Annotated in this window: 18 protein-coding genes; all 18 read left to right on the top strand. The window is 74.0% G+C overall.

The annotated features are described in order from the left end of the window. Positions 1–54: 54 nt before the first annotated feature. The 18 genes from MCM47_RS22620 to MCM47_RS22535 all read left to right on the top strand — a co-directional run bounded on the left by MCM47_RS22620 (position 55) and on the right by MCM47_RS22535 (position 13,421). Positions 55–294, top strand: a complete 240-nt coding sequence (locus MCM47_RS22620; RefSeq protein ID WP_232794874.1) for a hypothetical protein — start codon at positions 55–57, stop codon at positions 292–294. Positions 295–407: 113 nt separating this feature from the next. Continuing rightward, the gene (locus MCM47_RS22615) at positions 408–572 is read left to right on the top strand and encodes a hypothetical protein (protein WP_238863511.1); all 165 of its coding nucleotides are present in this window, start codon (positions 408–410) and stop codon (positions 570–572) included. 96 nt (positions 573–668) lie between these two features. Beyond that, positions 669–1,244 (top strand): DUF4913 domain-containing protein, encoded by a 576-nt coding sequence (locus MCM47_RS22610; protein WP_238863510.1) that lies wholly within the window; start codon positions 669–671, stop codon positions 1,242–1,244. A gap of 14 nt (positions 1,245–1,258) precedes the next feature. Beyond that, positions 1,259–1,996 carry a hypothetical protein gene (locus MCM47_RS22605; protein ID WP_238863509.1) on the top strand — a complete coding sequence of 246 codons (738 nt, stop codon included), beginning with the start codon at positions 1,259–1,261 and terminating at the stop codon, positions 1,994–1,996. Then, positions 1,993–2,490 carry a hypothetical protein gene (locus MCM47_RS22600; protein ID WP_238863508.1) on the top strand — a complete coding sequence of 166 codons (498 nt, stop codon included), beginning with the start codon at positions 1,993–1,995 and terminating at the stop codon, positions 2,488–2,490. The genes MCM47_RS22605 and MCM47_RS22600 overlap by 4 nt, the downstream gene beginning before the upstream one ends. Before the next feature lie 45 nt (positions 2,491–2,535). Further along, on the top strand, positions 2,536–3,420 hold the full coding sequence (locus tag MCM47_RS22595; RefSeq protein ID WP_238863507.1) for a helix-turn-helix domain-containing protein: 885 nt from the start codon (positions 2,536–2,538) through the stop codon (positions 3,418–3,420). Positions 3,421–3,636: 216 nt separating this feature from the next. Then, positions 3,637–4,740, top strand: a complete 1,104-nt coding sequence (locus tag MCM47_RS22590; protein WP_238863506.1) for an MFS transporter — start codon at positions 3,637–3,639, stop codon at positions 4,738–4,740. A 15-nt stretch (positions 4,741–4,755) separates the two neighbouring features. After that, a complete protein-coding gene (locus tag MCM47_RS22585; RefSeq protein WP_238863505.1) occupies positions 4,756–5,472 on the top strand; it encodes an HAD family hydrolase in 717 nt (238 codons plus the stop codon). A 41-nt stretch (positions 5,473–5,513) separates the two neighbouring features. Continuing rightward, entirely contained in the window at positions 5,514–6,275 is a 762-nt protein-coding gene (locus MCM47_RS22580) for a hypothetical protein (protein ID WP_238863504.1), read from the top strand. Positions 6,276–6,338: 63 nt separating this feature from the next. Beyond that, entirely contained in the window at positions 6,339–7,265 is a 927-nt protein-coding gene (locus MCM47_RS22575; RefSeq protein ID WP_238863797.1) for a DUF4259 domain-containing protein, read from the top strand. Between the two features lie 125 nt (positions 7,266–7,390). Then, positions 7,391–8,080, top strand: a complete 690-nt coding sequence (locus MCM47_RS22570; RefSeq protein ID WP_051816694.1) for a hypothetical protein — start codon at positions 7,391–7,393, stop codon at positions 8,078–8,080. Positions 8,081–8,187: 107 nt separating this feature from the next. Further along, positions 8,188–8,511 (top strand): hypothetical protein, encoded by a 324-nt coding sequence (locus tag MCM47_RS22565; RefSeq protein ID WP_238863503.1) that lies wholly within the window; start codon positions 8,188–8,190, stop codon positions 8,509–8,511. Then, positions 8,508–9,374, top strand: a complete 867-nt coding sequence (locus MCM47_RS22560; protein ID WP_238863502.1) for a hypothetical protein — start codon at positions 8,508–8,510, stop codon at positions 9,372–9,374. The genes MCM47_RS22565 and MCM47_RS22560 overlap by 4 nt, the downstream gene beginning before the upstream one ends. Next, a complete protein-coding gene (locus MCM47_RS22555) occupies positions 9,371–10,240 on the top strand; it encodes a hypothetical protein (protein WP_238863501.1) in 870 nt (289 codons plus the stop codon). The genes MCM47_RS22560 and MCM47_RS22555 overlap by 4 nt, the downstream gene beginning before the upstream one ends. 36 nt (positions 10,241–10,276) lie before the next feature. Next, positions 10,277–11,047, top strand: a complete 771-nt coding sequence (locus MCM47_RS22550; RefSeq protein ID WP_238863500.1) for a hypothetical protein — start codon at positions 10,277–10,279, stop codon at positions 11,045–11,047. Positions 11,048–11,078: 31 nt separating this feature from the next. Further along, a complete protein-coding gene (locus MCM47_RS22545; protein WP_238863499.1) occupies positions 11,079–12,056 on the top strand; it encodes a DUF317 domain-containing protein in 978 nt (325 codons plus the stop codon). Then, positions 12,053–12,628: a hypothetical protein gene (locus MCM47_RS22540; protein WP_238863498.1), complete on the top strand. Its 576-nt coding sequence runs from the start codon at positions 12,053–12,055 to the stop codon at positions 12,626–12,628. Before MCM47_RS22545 ends, MCM47_RS22540 begins: the two co-directional genes overlap by 4 nt. A 13-nt stretch (positions 12,629–12,641) precedes the next feature. Then, positions 12,642–13,421: a hypothetical protein gene (locus MCM47_RS22535; protein WP_238863497.1), complete on the top strand. Its 780-nt coding sequence runs from the start codon at positions 12,642–12,644 to the stop codon at positions 13,419–13,421. The last annotated feature ends 131 nt before the right edge of the window (positions 13,422–13,552 follow it).

Raw genomic sequence — 13,552 nt, 5'->3', positions numbered from 1 at the left:
ATCGGCGGCTCGCAGCACCCGGACAAGCGACGCCAGGGAGGCCACGGGCCGAACTTGAGCGACGAGGTGGAGCACCTGCTGTTCCCGACACCGAAAGCCTCCGACGGGACGCACGGCGGCCCCAACAGCCGTGGCAGCAAAGGGGATCTGACCCTGCCGTCGGCGGCGGCCCAGCTGCTGCCGACGCCGAGGGCCTCGGACACCGGGACGCCCGGGCGCCGGGCCGGGGCGGGGTTCCGGCCCCCGCTGTCGGCGGTGGTGCTGCCGATCTGGGAGCAGGACGACTCGGACTGAATCGGTGGGGCCCGTACGGGCCCGCCATCGCCCGCTGGGAGCGGGCCACCCGGCCCGCGCCGGAGCCGACCGACGAGCGGGGCCGGCTCGCCCCCCGCTTCGTCGAATGGATCATGGGCGTCAGCGAGGGCCACGTCACAGCCGTCCCGGGCCTGTCCCGCTCCGCCCAGCTGACCGCCCTGGGCAACGGTGTCGTACCTCAACAGGCCAGCCGAGCAATGGAGTTGCTGGGTGCCGCAGACCTGCTCGCCGCCGCCCACTGCTGCGGCCGGCGGTGAGCGGGGGGTGCTTATACACCAAGTCCGGCCCGATACGTCGGGCCGTCGAGCGCACATCCTCGTGTCATCACCCGCCGACGAGAGGCACCCGCCCCTTTGACCACCCCCGAGCCCGACCCGACGTCCGCGCCGGACGGCTACACCAACGCCCAGATCGACGTGCTGACCGCGAAGCTGTCCGCTCTCGCGGCGGGATTCGACCTGCAGGCCGAGCAGCTGGCCAGCATGACCACCGCTCTCCCCCCGGAGGCCGGCGACGATCCGGACGACCCCGGCGGCGCCGAGCCGCTGTTCATCCTCGCCTTCGACGACCCGCAGTACGAGCAGGAACTGGAGCTGATGACCCCATGGGTAGACGAGATCTGGACCAAGATCTACGGCCCCGAGACCACCGCCGGAAAGCCCTGGTGCCCGCGCTGGAAGGAGCACCCGGAGGCCGTCGCGCGACTGCACGCCCTCTGGCTGGCCTGGCAGGCCGCGCTCGACCCCGAGTCGGGTGCCGCCGGGCCCAGCTCGTGGCAGCGAGACCACCTCGAGCCCGCGCTGATGAAGCTCCGCTCCGCCGACGGGCCGTTCGCCGCCTGCACCAGCAGCGGTGGCCACATCAGCCACCGGGTGCTGCCGCACCCCGCGCTGACCGACACCGCTCCTGTCGACCACCCCCTCACCTGAGAAAGAGCCGACCCTTGCCCGACTTCAACCTGCCCGGACGGCGTCCCGCGGACGCCGCCTCCGCCGAGGCCCAGGTGCAGTTCCTCGCCGCGGAGGATGCGTACGAGCTGCTGACCGAGGTGCACCTCGACCACGACGGCGGCGCGGAGGACTTCCTCCTCTTCGCGGACGTCTCCGGCTACTCCGCGGTCGCCGCGCACCTGCACTACGGCGAGGACGGCAAGACCTTCACCCTCGCCACTGAGACCCTGCCCACCTTCGCCCTGGCCGCGGCCTGGCTCGTCCAGCGCGGCGCCGAGACCGACCCCTTCCTCGACCGCTCCGGCCACCCCGGCGCCCCGGCCGACGCCCGCAGCGCCTCCGCCGCCGCCCGCCTCCTGGAGTCCGGCTCCCGCTACCGGCTGGTCGACCACGGCGCCGAGCCCGGCGAGACCTGGGCGATGCTGCGCGACGGCAGCGCCGCCGGCGCCGAGCGGCCCTTCCTGCTGCACTTGGAGACCGTCGACCCGGACCGCGGGTACAAGTTGCGCGAGGGCTCCTTCGCCTCGCCGCAGGAGGCCCAGCAGTGGCTGGAGAACCGGCGCACCCCGCTGCCCCCGGTCGCCGACGGGAACGTGTCCGTCGTGGTCAGCCCGCAGGCCAACGCCGCGCGAACCCGCACAGCGACCGGCCAGCGCCACACGGCCGCTGCGGAACCCGCTCCCGCCCTCGCCGCAGCGGCGGCGACCTCGGCTCGCAGGTCCGTCCGGTGACCACACCCACCCGGCCCCTGGCGGGGTTCAGCGCGCACCCCGAGGCCCTGGACGACCTGCTGTCCGTGCCGCAGCACGTGCGGATGCTCGCCCTGAGCTACCTCGGTCGGCTGGTACGCGCCGAGGTCCGAGGCCCCCTCCTCGAAGAGCAGGGCGAGCGCGACCTGCGCGGTGCCCGGAAGCTCTACCTCGACGACGCGCTGGACTACCGGCTCGTCTACGTGGAGCGCCGCGCACCCCACAACCCGCGCCATCTGCAGGGCATCCACTTGGTCGCCGTCGGTGAACGCAGGGGGGTCGCGGTCTACGAGACCGCGGCCCGCCGCCTTCGGCAGGCCGCCGGCCAGGAGGTGCGGCGCGGAATGCCGGCCCGCTTCCAGGCCGCCCTCGCCTCCTCCACCCGGACCTCCCCGGCCCAGTCCGCCGCCTCTGCCCACGTGCCGGCAGGAGTGTCTCCGGCCGTCGCTCTCTCCCCGGCCGCCCGCCAGCGCTGACGCCGCCCAACTGCCCAACCGCACGCCTGAATCGGAGATCACCCCGTGTCGACCGCCACCGCCGTCCTGCCCGCCACGTCGAAGCCCTCCACCAGCACCGTCCAGCGGTCCGCCGAGGTCCTCTCCATCCGGTGGGCCACCCGCATCGTCCACGCGCTGCGCCAGGGCACGACGACCAGCGGCGACCTCCTGGCGGCCGACCCGTTCATTCCGACGAGCAGCGCCTACTCGGCTCTCCGCGCGCTCGCCGGAGCCGACATCATCACCCGGACCCCGAGCAACAGTGCCGCGGCGTGGTTCGACCTCTCGCTGTCTCCCAAGGGCCAGGCGCTGGCGCCCGTGTACGCCTCGGCCCTTGCCTGGGCCGAGCGCTACCCCCGACAGGGTGTCGAAGCCGAAGAGGCGCCGGAGATGATCGAGGAGGCGTTGGGCCTGCTGGCCAGCTCCCACACCGTGCCCCTGCTGAGCGAACTGGCGGGCAGCGCGCCGATGCCCTACCCGAACCTGGTCCCTTCCCTGAGCGCCCGCGACAAGGCGGCGGCCTACCAGCGGCTGCTCGCGCTGGAGGAGCGCGGCCTCGTGGCCCGCAGCGGCACCCGCCGCACCTACCGGTGGAGCGCCACCGAGGCGGGGCTGGCGATCGGCCGGGTGTACGGCGCCCTGGCGGCCTGGACCTCCGGCTCCCACACCCCGTCCGCACCGGCCAAGCCCGGCACCGCGCTGGCCGCCGCCGGCCGCGCCGCCGTCGTCGTGCAGAGCCCGGCACAGGGCGACCTGTTCTCCGAACTGCAGAACGCGGAGCGGCCGGTGAGCACCCGAGCAGCGGCGGCGGACCTGCGCAGCATCACCCTTCACATCTCCTTCTCCCACGCCCCGGCTCCGCAGCCGCCCGCTCCGCTGCTCGTCGCCGCCTCGGCGCACCGCCGCTGACGAACCCCGACCGCCCGGCCCGCGACCCCCACCCCGAGGTTCATGATCCCGCCTTCCCCGTCCTCTGTCCCTACGAGCAGCACCCCCACGCCGGCCACGGCCTCAGCGGCGGATCCCGAACGCCTCCGGCCAGCGCTTCCGGCAGGCTCCGGCCGGGCAGGTGGGCGATCCATCCTTCGGACCCCGCACGTCACGCCGCTGCTGGCGGGAACCCTGGTGGGTCGTCTGCCCGCGGCGATGGCCCCGATCGCCGTCCTCCTGGCGGCCCGGGCCGACCATGCCTCCACCGCGGTCGGAGCCGTCCTGGCCGCGCTGTACGCATTGGCCGGGGCGATCGGGCAGCCGCTGCTCGGCCGAGTGGTCGACCGCTCCACCCTGGCCGCCGTCGCGGTGCCCGCAGCAGCCGTCTCCGGCGCGGCGTCCGTCGCACTGGCCTTCGTGGACTGCGCGGCCCAGCCGCTGGCCGCCGCCATGCTGTCGGTCGTCGCGGGTGCGGCCACCCCGCCGCTGGAGGCGGGCTTGCGGGCGATGTGGACCCGGCTGGTCGAACCGCGCCACCACCACAAGGTCTTCGCCCTCGACTCCGCCTCCCAGGAGGTGGTGTTCGTCGCCGGACCGCTGCTGGTCACCGCCGTGTGCCTGCTCGCCTCGCCCGACTTGGCGCTGGTCGCCTGCGCAGCGGCCGGCAGCGCGGGCACCCTGGCCGTCGCCGCCCGCCCTCCCGCCAGCGTCCGGACCGCGGCACGCACGGTCCACTGGCTCGGGCCGCTGCGCTCGCCCGGTCTGCTGGTCCTGCTCACGGCCTCGGTGTTCTTCGGGGTGACGCTCGGCTCCTTCACCGTCCTGGCCCTGTCCTACGCTGACCGGCACCACGAAGGGTGGCTCGCCGGAGTGCTTCCGGCCGCACTGTCGCTCGGCAGCCTCGTCGGCGGCGCTGCCTGGGCCAAGCTCAAGCACCCGTGGCCGCCGGGCCGCGCCCTGCCCGCGGTCGGCACGGCGTACGCCTGCGCCTTCGCTGTCCTGCTGCTGCCCGCCCCTCCGTGGCTGATGATCACGGCAAGCGTCCTGCCGGGCCTGTTCCTCGCCCCGTGGCTGGCCTCAGCCTTCGTCGCCTGCGACGCCCTGGCGCCGAGCGGCACCGCCACCGAGGCCGCCGCCTGGCTGATCGCGGTGATCGGTCTCGGCCAGGCAGCGGGCACCGCCCTCGCCGGCCAGTTCTCCGCGCACGGCCACACCGCCACGGCCGCCGTCCCCTTGCTCGGCGCCGCGCTGGCCGCTGCCGCACTCGTCGCGGGACGCCGCCGGCTCTCGCTTCCCTGATCTACCCCTTTCTTCTTGGAGCTGGACTTCTTGCCCAACCGCACCACCAAGGCCACGCCCGCGCCGATCACCATCATCTGGGACTGGAACGGGACACTTCGGGCCGACTTGGACGATCACGTCGCAGCCCTGAACGCGACCCTGCCCGGTCTGGGCGGTGAGCCGATCAGCGTGGAGACCTACCAGGCGCTGCACCGGATGCCCATCCGCGACTTCTACGCCGACCTGCTCGGCCGCCAGCTCGGCGACGAGGAGTGGCACGCCGCCGATGACGCCTTCCTCGCCGAACTCGCCCGCCGGACGGTCCGGCTCCAGCGGGGCGCCCGGCAGCTGATGATGGGCCTGCGCGCCCGGGGTGTGCGGCAGAGCCTGCTGTCGCTGGCCCCGCACGAGCGGCTCGTCGGTGAAGTGGCCAAGGCGGGCATCACCGGCCTGCTGGAGCGGATCGACGGCCGCCCCGGAGCAGCGGTGGCGAGCAAGGCGCCCGCCATGATCGAGCACCTGCGGGCCCTCGGCCCGGGGGTCGATCCGGCGCGGACCCTGGTGATCGGGGACAGCGTCGACGACGCCGTCGCCGCGCACGCCGTCGGAGCCGTCCCGGTGCTGCACACCGCAGGGCTTCACGGCGCGACCCGGCTGGCCACCGCTGGCGTCCCGCTGGTGGACACGATCCAGGACGCCGTCGCCACCGGCATCGCCATCATCGCCTCCGGCCAGCTGGCGGCGGCGTGAGCGCGGACAGCGGGCGCCCGATCGCCCCGTGGAGGCCCCGGGTGCCCGGCAATACCGACCTCGGCAACCGGACGGTGTGGTCCGAGCTCCAGGTCGAGCCCCGCGACCTTCCCGGGCACGGCACAGCGACCCTCCACGGCGCGGTCGCCGACCAGATCGCCTCCACCGCCGTCAAGCTCGACGACGTGCAGACCCGGCTGGTCGCTCTGGCCGCTGCTCTGCGCGACGACCTCCAGCGCATCGCGGCCGGCCGCGACACCGCCATGCCCGTCACCAACGGCATCCTGCGCAACGGCGCTCTCGACATCGACCTCCTGGTCACGCGCCGCACCGAACTGCACCGCTCGCTCACCGCGCTGATCGGCGTCTACAAGGAGCTGCCCGCCTTCGTCGCGCCGCCGGCCCCGGTGCCGGCAGCGAAGGCGGCACCAGCGCACGGCCGCCTGCCGCCGCGGCAGGAGGAGGCGTTGCGGCTGGTCGGCTCGTCCACCGTCACCATCTTTAAGGGCGCGCGCGGGTCGGTCAGGGTCGTGGCCGGCGGGGCCGACGTCAAGGTCGCCACCGTCGATGCCCTGATCGGCAAGGGCCTGGTGGACCACTACGCCCGCAAGGACCTCTTCCGGGGCCACGATCTGACTCTCACTCCCCAGGGGCAGACCAGGTACGAGGCCCTGACCACCACGACGACCGCCGCTCGCTCGGCCGCCGCCCGTGCTCGGCCAGCCGTACTTCCCGCAGCGCCGGAGGAGCCCGCAGCCGTCGTGGTCTCCGTGTCGCCGCCGGCGGCCCGGTCCCTGCGCTGACCGCCGTCTTCACCTCAGCGGGCCCGCCGGGCCCGGCCTTCGACCACGCTCAGGAGACCCCTCATCGGAAGCTGGGACACCGGTCCGTTCCACAACGACGCCGCCGTCGGCACCGCCGAGCGCTTCGACAGCCTCTTCGACAGCGAGCTACCGCCGTGGCTCCACCGCCTCTTCGACGTCGCGGTCGCCATGCCGGAGGGCCCGCTCGACACCGACCTGGCGCAGGAGGTCGTCGCCGCCGCGGCTGTCATCGCCTCGCAGTGCCCGGACGGCGGCGACGTCAACCTCAACAGCGGCCCGCGCGAGCCGGTCCCACCTCTGCCGACGGTTCTCCGGCCGAAGGCTGCCGCAGCCCTCGACCGTGTCCTCGCCCACGCCGACGCCGAGGTGGACCGCTGGTACGTCCGGGAGCGAGGCGAGCAGTGGCTCGGCAACGTGCAACGGATCCGCCTCATCCTGACGGCCCCGGCCTCCAGCCCGGAGCCTGCGGCGCCCCGACCGCAGCGGCGAGTGTTCGCCGGCCAGCAGCTCCTTCGCGACAGGTTCGGCGTCGAGGACGCCTTGGACCTGCACGCCCGGCATCCCAAGGAATCACCGGCGCACGCTCTTGCCGATCTGATGGAGCGCCAGTCGTACGAGGTGGACACCCTCGACCGGGAACTGCGCGCGACGGCCTCCCGAGCGCGCGAGACGCTCGCCCAGGTCGCCGACGGCAAGCACTCAGCGGTCCAGACGAACGGCGTCCTGCGCTTCACCGGCATCGAACTGGAGACCCTCGGGGCCCGCTTCGCTCTCGCCAGCCGTGATCTGCAGGAGCTGGCCAACCGGTACGAGTACGCCGTCGCCAGCGGGACGGACCAGGCCGTTGCCCCGCGGTCGGCGGCTGCCCGGACCCGGACCACGCCCGGCGACGCCGTCCCCGGCCGCGGAACCACCGACTCGCTGCCTCCACCCGATTCCGCCGGCCACCGCCCCGGCCCGCGTCGCTGAACCGAAGGACCCCGCTCATCCCCACCCACGAAACCCTCGAAGAGACCCGCTTCGACGTCGACGGCCTCCGACCGGTCACCGCCGACGACGAGTCGAGGCTCGATGACCTCTGCCTCAGCCTGGACATGTACACCTCGCTGGCGGTCCAGCACACAACGAACCCGCACACCGAGCTCCTCGCCGACAGCTTCCACGTCGTGCACGACGGCACCATGACCTGGCACGACGTCCCCGGCCTCCCGCAGTACGCGGCCATCCACGTCGAGCGCGACCTCGGGGAGGGCACGTACCGCTTCGACTTCAGCCGCCACCCCATCGCCGCGCTCGCCCAGAACTGGCTCATCTCCCGCGGCGCGGACCCGGGCCAGCTCACCGTGGACGCCGAAGACCCCATGAGCACCGACCAGGCCACCCGGGACCTGGAGGACTTCCTGGCCGTCTCCGGCGACCGCTTCGGGATCCGAGACGACTACACCCACGACAGCCCGGACTTCTACAAGACGTGGATCATCGCCACCGATAGCCGGCCCGATCCGGGCCAGCAGCCGGTCAGGGTCTTCTACGAGGACGTCGACACGGCGAACCACTCGTACACCCTGCGCCAGGGCGGCTTCGCCACCGTCGAAGCCGCCCGGAGCTGGGTCGACCGGCTGGGACACCCGGACAACCCGCTGCCACCACTGACCGCCGCCCCCAGCGCCCGCGCCGCCGGCGCCACAGCGCACAGCTCCGTCGCGATCACCCTCTCCACCCCGGGCCCCGCGCAGGCACCCGCTACGGCGGAGGGCAGCCCCACCCGACCGAACCGCCGCTGACGCCCCATCACTCCCTGGAAGGACTGCACATCTCCCCGACCGACAGCACCGAGTCGCCGGCCACCGCCGGGCCTCAGCGGCGACCGCGCACGACAGAGCGCCGCAGCGTGCAGATCACGGTGCGGTTCACCCCAACGGCCATCGCCGCCATCGGCGAGCGCGCCGCCGCCGAGCGCCTCACGATCGCCGGGTTCATCGGCGACGCCGCCCTGGCCGCCGCCAGGTCCACCGATCCGCTCGCACGCGCCGAGCGCGATCCGCGGCGCCCGCTCGCCGAGGCCGTCGACCGCATGGCCGGCGAGCTGAACGCCGCCGTCGCCACCGTCCGCGACTCAGGCGACGGGCCGGCGCGCGAGGCCGCACTCGCGCTCCTGCCGGACCTCGCCGAGCGGACGTACACCGTCCTGGACGCCGTGCTGGAGGCTGCGTGATCCCCGACATCTCCCGGGGCAACAGCATCCGACCGCTGCTGGCCTACCTCTACGGCCCCGGCCGGCGCGAGGAGCACGACGATCCGCACCTCGTCGCCGCCTGGGACGTGCACGGCGCCCCCGACCCGGGCCGCGCCCCGGACGCAACCATCAGGCGTCTGGCCGCACGGCTCGACCAGCACGCCCGGCTGCGCGCCGCCGAGCTGGGGACGACGCCTCCGAACCGGGTGTGGCACTGCGCGGTCCGGGCCGCTCCCGAGGATCCGATCCTGGACGACGCCCAATGGGCCGAGGTCGCCCGGCGCATCGTGCGGGCCACCGGCATCGCGCCCGAGAACGGCCCGGCGTGCCGGTGGGTGGCCGTCCGGCACGCCGTCCACCACATCCATCTGGCCGCCGTCACGGTCCGGCCGGACGGCTCCCGGCCCCTGACGCAGCGCGACGCGGCGCGCGCCCAGGCCGAGTGCCGGGCGATCGAGGCCGAATGGGCGCTGCGGCCCGTCGGCACCGGACCCCGCGTCACCACCAGCTACCCCACCAGCGCCGAGATCATCAAGGCGGAGCGGCACGGCTGGAGCGAGCCCTCCCGGGTGTGGCTCCAGCAGCAGATGCACCTGGCGCTGTCCGAGGCGGCCGACCTCGACACCTACTTCGCCGCGCTGGCCGAGCGCGGGGTCCTCGTCCGCGTCCGCCGCGACGAGGACAACACCGCCGTCGGCTACAGCCTGGCCCGCCCCGGCGACGTCGGCGCCGGAGGGAAGGCCGTCCACTTCGCCGCCGGGCGCCTGGACTCCGCGATGACCCTGCCCCGCGTCCTGCACCACCTGTCCGAGAAGAAGCCCGCCGAAGGAATCCGATCATGACCAGCCCCCAGAACCACCTCAGCCCCGTGGCGGAGTTCGCGCACGCCCTGGCCCAGCGGCTCCCGGACCGGTGGGAGGCCACCGCGATGGACCTGCGCGACGACGCCGACCTTCGCCATCACTTCTACGACCGCGTGTGGGACCGCCGCAACGCCCAGGACCTCGGACTGGACCGCGACACCATGGCGGAGAGCGCCGTGCTCGACAGCCCCGACGGACGCCGGCTCCTGGTGCTGCCCGCCGCCGAGGAGGCCCGGTTCCTGATCTGCCCCCTCATCGCTTTCGACGTGCCCGTGTACGCCAGCAACTCCCAGCTCAGCTCCGCCGTCGTTCCGGCTGACCCGGCCACGGCCGCCGGCGAACTCGCCGAGTCGCTGCTGCCCGTCTACGAGAGCGAACTGCGCACCCGGCTCGAGCGAGCCCTCGGGATCCTGGACCCCACCGCGGCGGCCCTCGCCACCTTCCTGGCCTCCGAGGTCGAACACGACCCCGAACTGGCGGAGGACCTGTACGACATGAGGGCGGTGCGCTGGCTGTCCCACCCGGAGGACACCGACCTGCTGCGCTGTGCCACCGAGGAAGTCCTCGCCGCTCTGGGTCTGCTGCTGGGCCACCGCGGGCCGCTGTCCGAAGCCCTGGTCGGCGTCACCGCCCACGTGCGGATGTACTGCGAGGTGCACGACAGCTGCGAGGCGCTGATCGAGGCCGAGGTGATCGGCCGGATCCTGGCTGCCGCCGGTCTGGCCGACACCAGCAGCGGCATCTTCGATCCCGCGATCACGGCGAAGATCGCGGCGATCGACGCCCTCCCGATCGAGCAGCAGCGAGCCCTGGTGCGCTCCGCCTTCGCGACGTACACCCGGTGAACCAACGCCGGCTGACCTGATCAGAAAGACCGCCCGTTGTACATCGCCTCCTTCCACGACGCCCGCGACGAACTCGACCTCGACGAGTTGGACGCGGTCGACCCCGAGACGGCCCGGACCATCAACCGGCTGTTCGACCCCGAGAGTTCGCTGTGGATCATCGCGAAGCAGTGGGCGTCGGACACCTTGCGCCGCCCAGGGGCGCGGTTGCACGACTACTTCCTCCTGCTCGACTCGTACGCCGTTTACAACGAGCGCCCCGGGGCACCGCAGATCATCGCCGCCCACTTCGACCGCGACCCGAGCACCCGCACGGTCCGGGCCAGCATGACCTCCCACGCGCTGATCCCGCTCGCACAGAACTGGCTGGTCGGACGCGGGGCGGACCCCAGCAGGGTCCTGGAGCCGCAGGGGTGGAGCGATCCGCTGGACGCCGAGACCGAGCGGCTGGAGGGCTTCCTGCGCAGCAGCGGCGAGCGGTTCGAGGTCCACGACACCTTCAGCCGCCACGAAGCGCCGTACGAGATCTGGGTGATCGCCACCGACACCGAGCAGCCTCCCGGCCCGGCGGAGGTCTTCATCTGGCGGCTGCCCGACGACCAGAACCCCGCCTACACGGTGCGCCGCGGGCAGTTCGCCAGCATCGAAGCCGCGTACGAGTGGACCCGGGACACCTCCGCGCCCCTTCCCGCGTCCCCCCGTACCCGGGCCGCCCGGCTTCGCGTCGCGCCGGTCCAGCCCTCGCCCGCGCAAGCCCCGGCGCCGCCGCTGACCATGCCCAACGCCCACCGCCCCCACGGCCGCTGACACGCCTCACCACCCTTTGGAGCTCTGGCCCTTGCCCGACACCTACCTGCCGCACCACGACCCCGACACCGAGACCCTGGTCCGCCCCCGCTACCTGGCCGGCCCCGGCGACCGGGAGGCCGTCGACACCGCCTTCGGGCCGCTGCGCGGGTCAGGGTGGCACGTCACGGCCCTCGGCCGGGACCTCACCGAGGTGATCGCCACCAGCCCTTGCCACCGCATCCGCGTCGGGTACCGGCCCGGCCAGGAGCAGGCGTGGCAGGTCACCGCGGCCCTGGACCCCTTCGCCATCCCCGCCTGGCGCGGCGGATTCAGCCGGACCACCCCGCCGGAGATCATCGAGGCGTTCCTCGGCCAGCTGGCCGACTCCCTCCACTTCGACACCGTCAACGACACCGCGGGCACATTCGTGTCGATGGAGGGCACCTGGGCAGACGCCAACGAGCCTCTCTCCGAAGCGGGTTGGCCGACGTCCTACACCGACGGCTTCTGGCTGACCAGGTCGGGCGACGGCGAGGTCGAGTACGAGGTCGCCCCGCTCGTCGACCCGGCGGTCGAGCTGGCCGCCGACGTACAGCGCGGCTTCACCTGGCGGATCGTTCCGGGCGACCCGGATGTGGGGTGGAGCGCCGGATTCAGCTCGTGCACGCCACTGCACCTGATCGCCGCCGTGAACGGCGCCGTCGTCGACAACAACCCGCTCGTCCGCGTGAGTGACGACCTGCCCCGGCGGGTGCTCGCCCGGGCCCTCGCCGAGCAGGCCGAGGTCGACCGGCGCGAAGCCGAGGCCCGCGCCGCTCTGCCGACCGCGGCCGAACTCCTCGCCGACGGCGACGGCCTGGAGCCCCCGGTGGCCGTCAGCCCGCCGTCCCCGGCCGGGCCCCGCGACGTCGAGCGGGTGGCGGCCAGCGCCGCCCGCTCGGGCACCGCACCGGCCTCCCGCACTCCGCTGCCTGATCCGGCCGGACCTTTGCGGACTGCCCCCGCGGACCGGAGGCGGTTGCGGTGAGGGACAGCCGCGCCCTGGAGGCGTTCACCGAAGCGGTGGCCGGCCGACTTCCCGGTACCTGGCGGCCGGCACTGGCGGACGTGCGCAGGTCTGCGGCTCTGACCGAGGTGTACGAGCGGCTCTGGGACCTCGGGATCACTCAATGGGCCCTGCTGGATTTCGCCAACGACCGTCTCGGGATGCTCCGTGACGTGCAGGGCCGGGAGCTGGTCGTTCTCCCGCGCCCGCTCCGCCAGAGCCGCTACCTGATCGCCCCGCTGGTCCCCACCGGCACGGACCCGGGGGCGGTGGAGGACCTGACGCCGTTCGGACTGACTGTCAGCGGGGCACCGGCCCGGGCGGCTGAGACGGTCCGCCGTCGGCTCCTGCCCCGGCTCGACTACGCGCTGCTGCTGGCCGAGGAGCGCGGGGTCTATCCCGGGCCGCCTTCCGACGACGGGTACCGCCGGGTCCGCGCCGCCACCGCCCGCACCAGCCTGCCGACCGGCACCACCCCGGTCGTCGTCTACTCCGCCGGGCCTATGAGCCCGGCCACCCCGATTCCGGGCCGAGGCCGAGTCCCGGCCCCCTGACCGAACGAGATTTGTGCCAACTGCTGTCTCCACCGACCCGCTCCTCTCCGTCCGGCCCGCCCACCTCGCCGGGCCCGGTGAGGTGGACCTGCCGTCCCTCCTCACCGCCGAGCACGGCTGGTTCCGCCCCTACAACTCGCCCACCCACGTCGTCCTCGTGAGCGGCACCAGCGGCATCGCCCTCTCCAACGGACCAGACCCGACCCCTCTGTCCCTGAACGGGATCGGCTGGTCGGTCGGCTTCTGCCACCAGGTGCCTGCCGAGATCACCCGGGCCCTGCTCAACGAGGCCGCCACCGGCATCCGCCACGCCCCGGACCTCTTCGCCGGTACGGGCCGCCTCGTCGGCCAGCACGCCCGCGCGGCGCTTCTCGCGGCCGGCTGGTCCGGACACCAGCGGGACGGCTACGAACTGGTCTCCGCCCCCGACCGCCACGCAGCCCTCTCCTTCCCGCTGGACGCCCCGGGCAGCGAGGTGATGCTGACCGGCGCCGCCGAGAAGGGCACGTGGACGGTGCGGTTCGGCGCGACCGCTCCCGAGCCGCTGCTCACCGCCGCGACCGCCGCACTTCTGGCCCCGGTCGTCCGCCTGGCCGGGCAGCTCCCGGCGCGGCACCGGGACCTGCTGACCACCCAGACGCTCGCCGAACGGCCACCGCGCACCGGACGGTTCGGCGCGGCTCGCGCCCGGAGCACCGCGGCCCGGCCGGTCTCCGCCCCGCTGCCGCTCTCCGACCGGCCGCGCACCGGCAGCAGCGCGTCCGTGCCAGCTCCGCGGCGCCGCCCGTCCTGACCCCGCCTCCCTCGCTCCTGGAGACCTCGCTGCCTGCCGATCCCGACACCGACGACCTGGTCGCCGTCCGCCCGCTGGAACTCGCCGGCCCCGGCACCGCGCCATTCGACCTCCTGCGCCACCTCACCGCC

Origin of the sequence: Kitasatospora sp. A2-31, from assembly GCF_022288725.1 — a bacterium.
In the GTDB taxonomy this organism is placed as follows: domain Bacteria; phylum Actinomycetota; class Actinomycetes; order Streptomycetales; family Streptomycetaceae; genus Kitasatospora.
The sequence above is the reverse complement of the archived record's forward strand: the minus strand, read 5'-3'. Positions and strand labels throughout refer to the sequence as shown.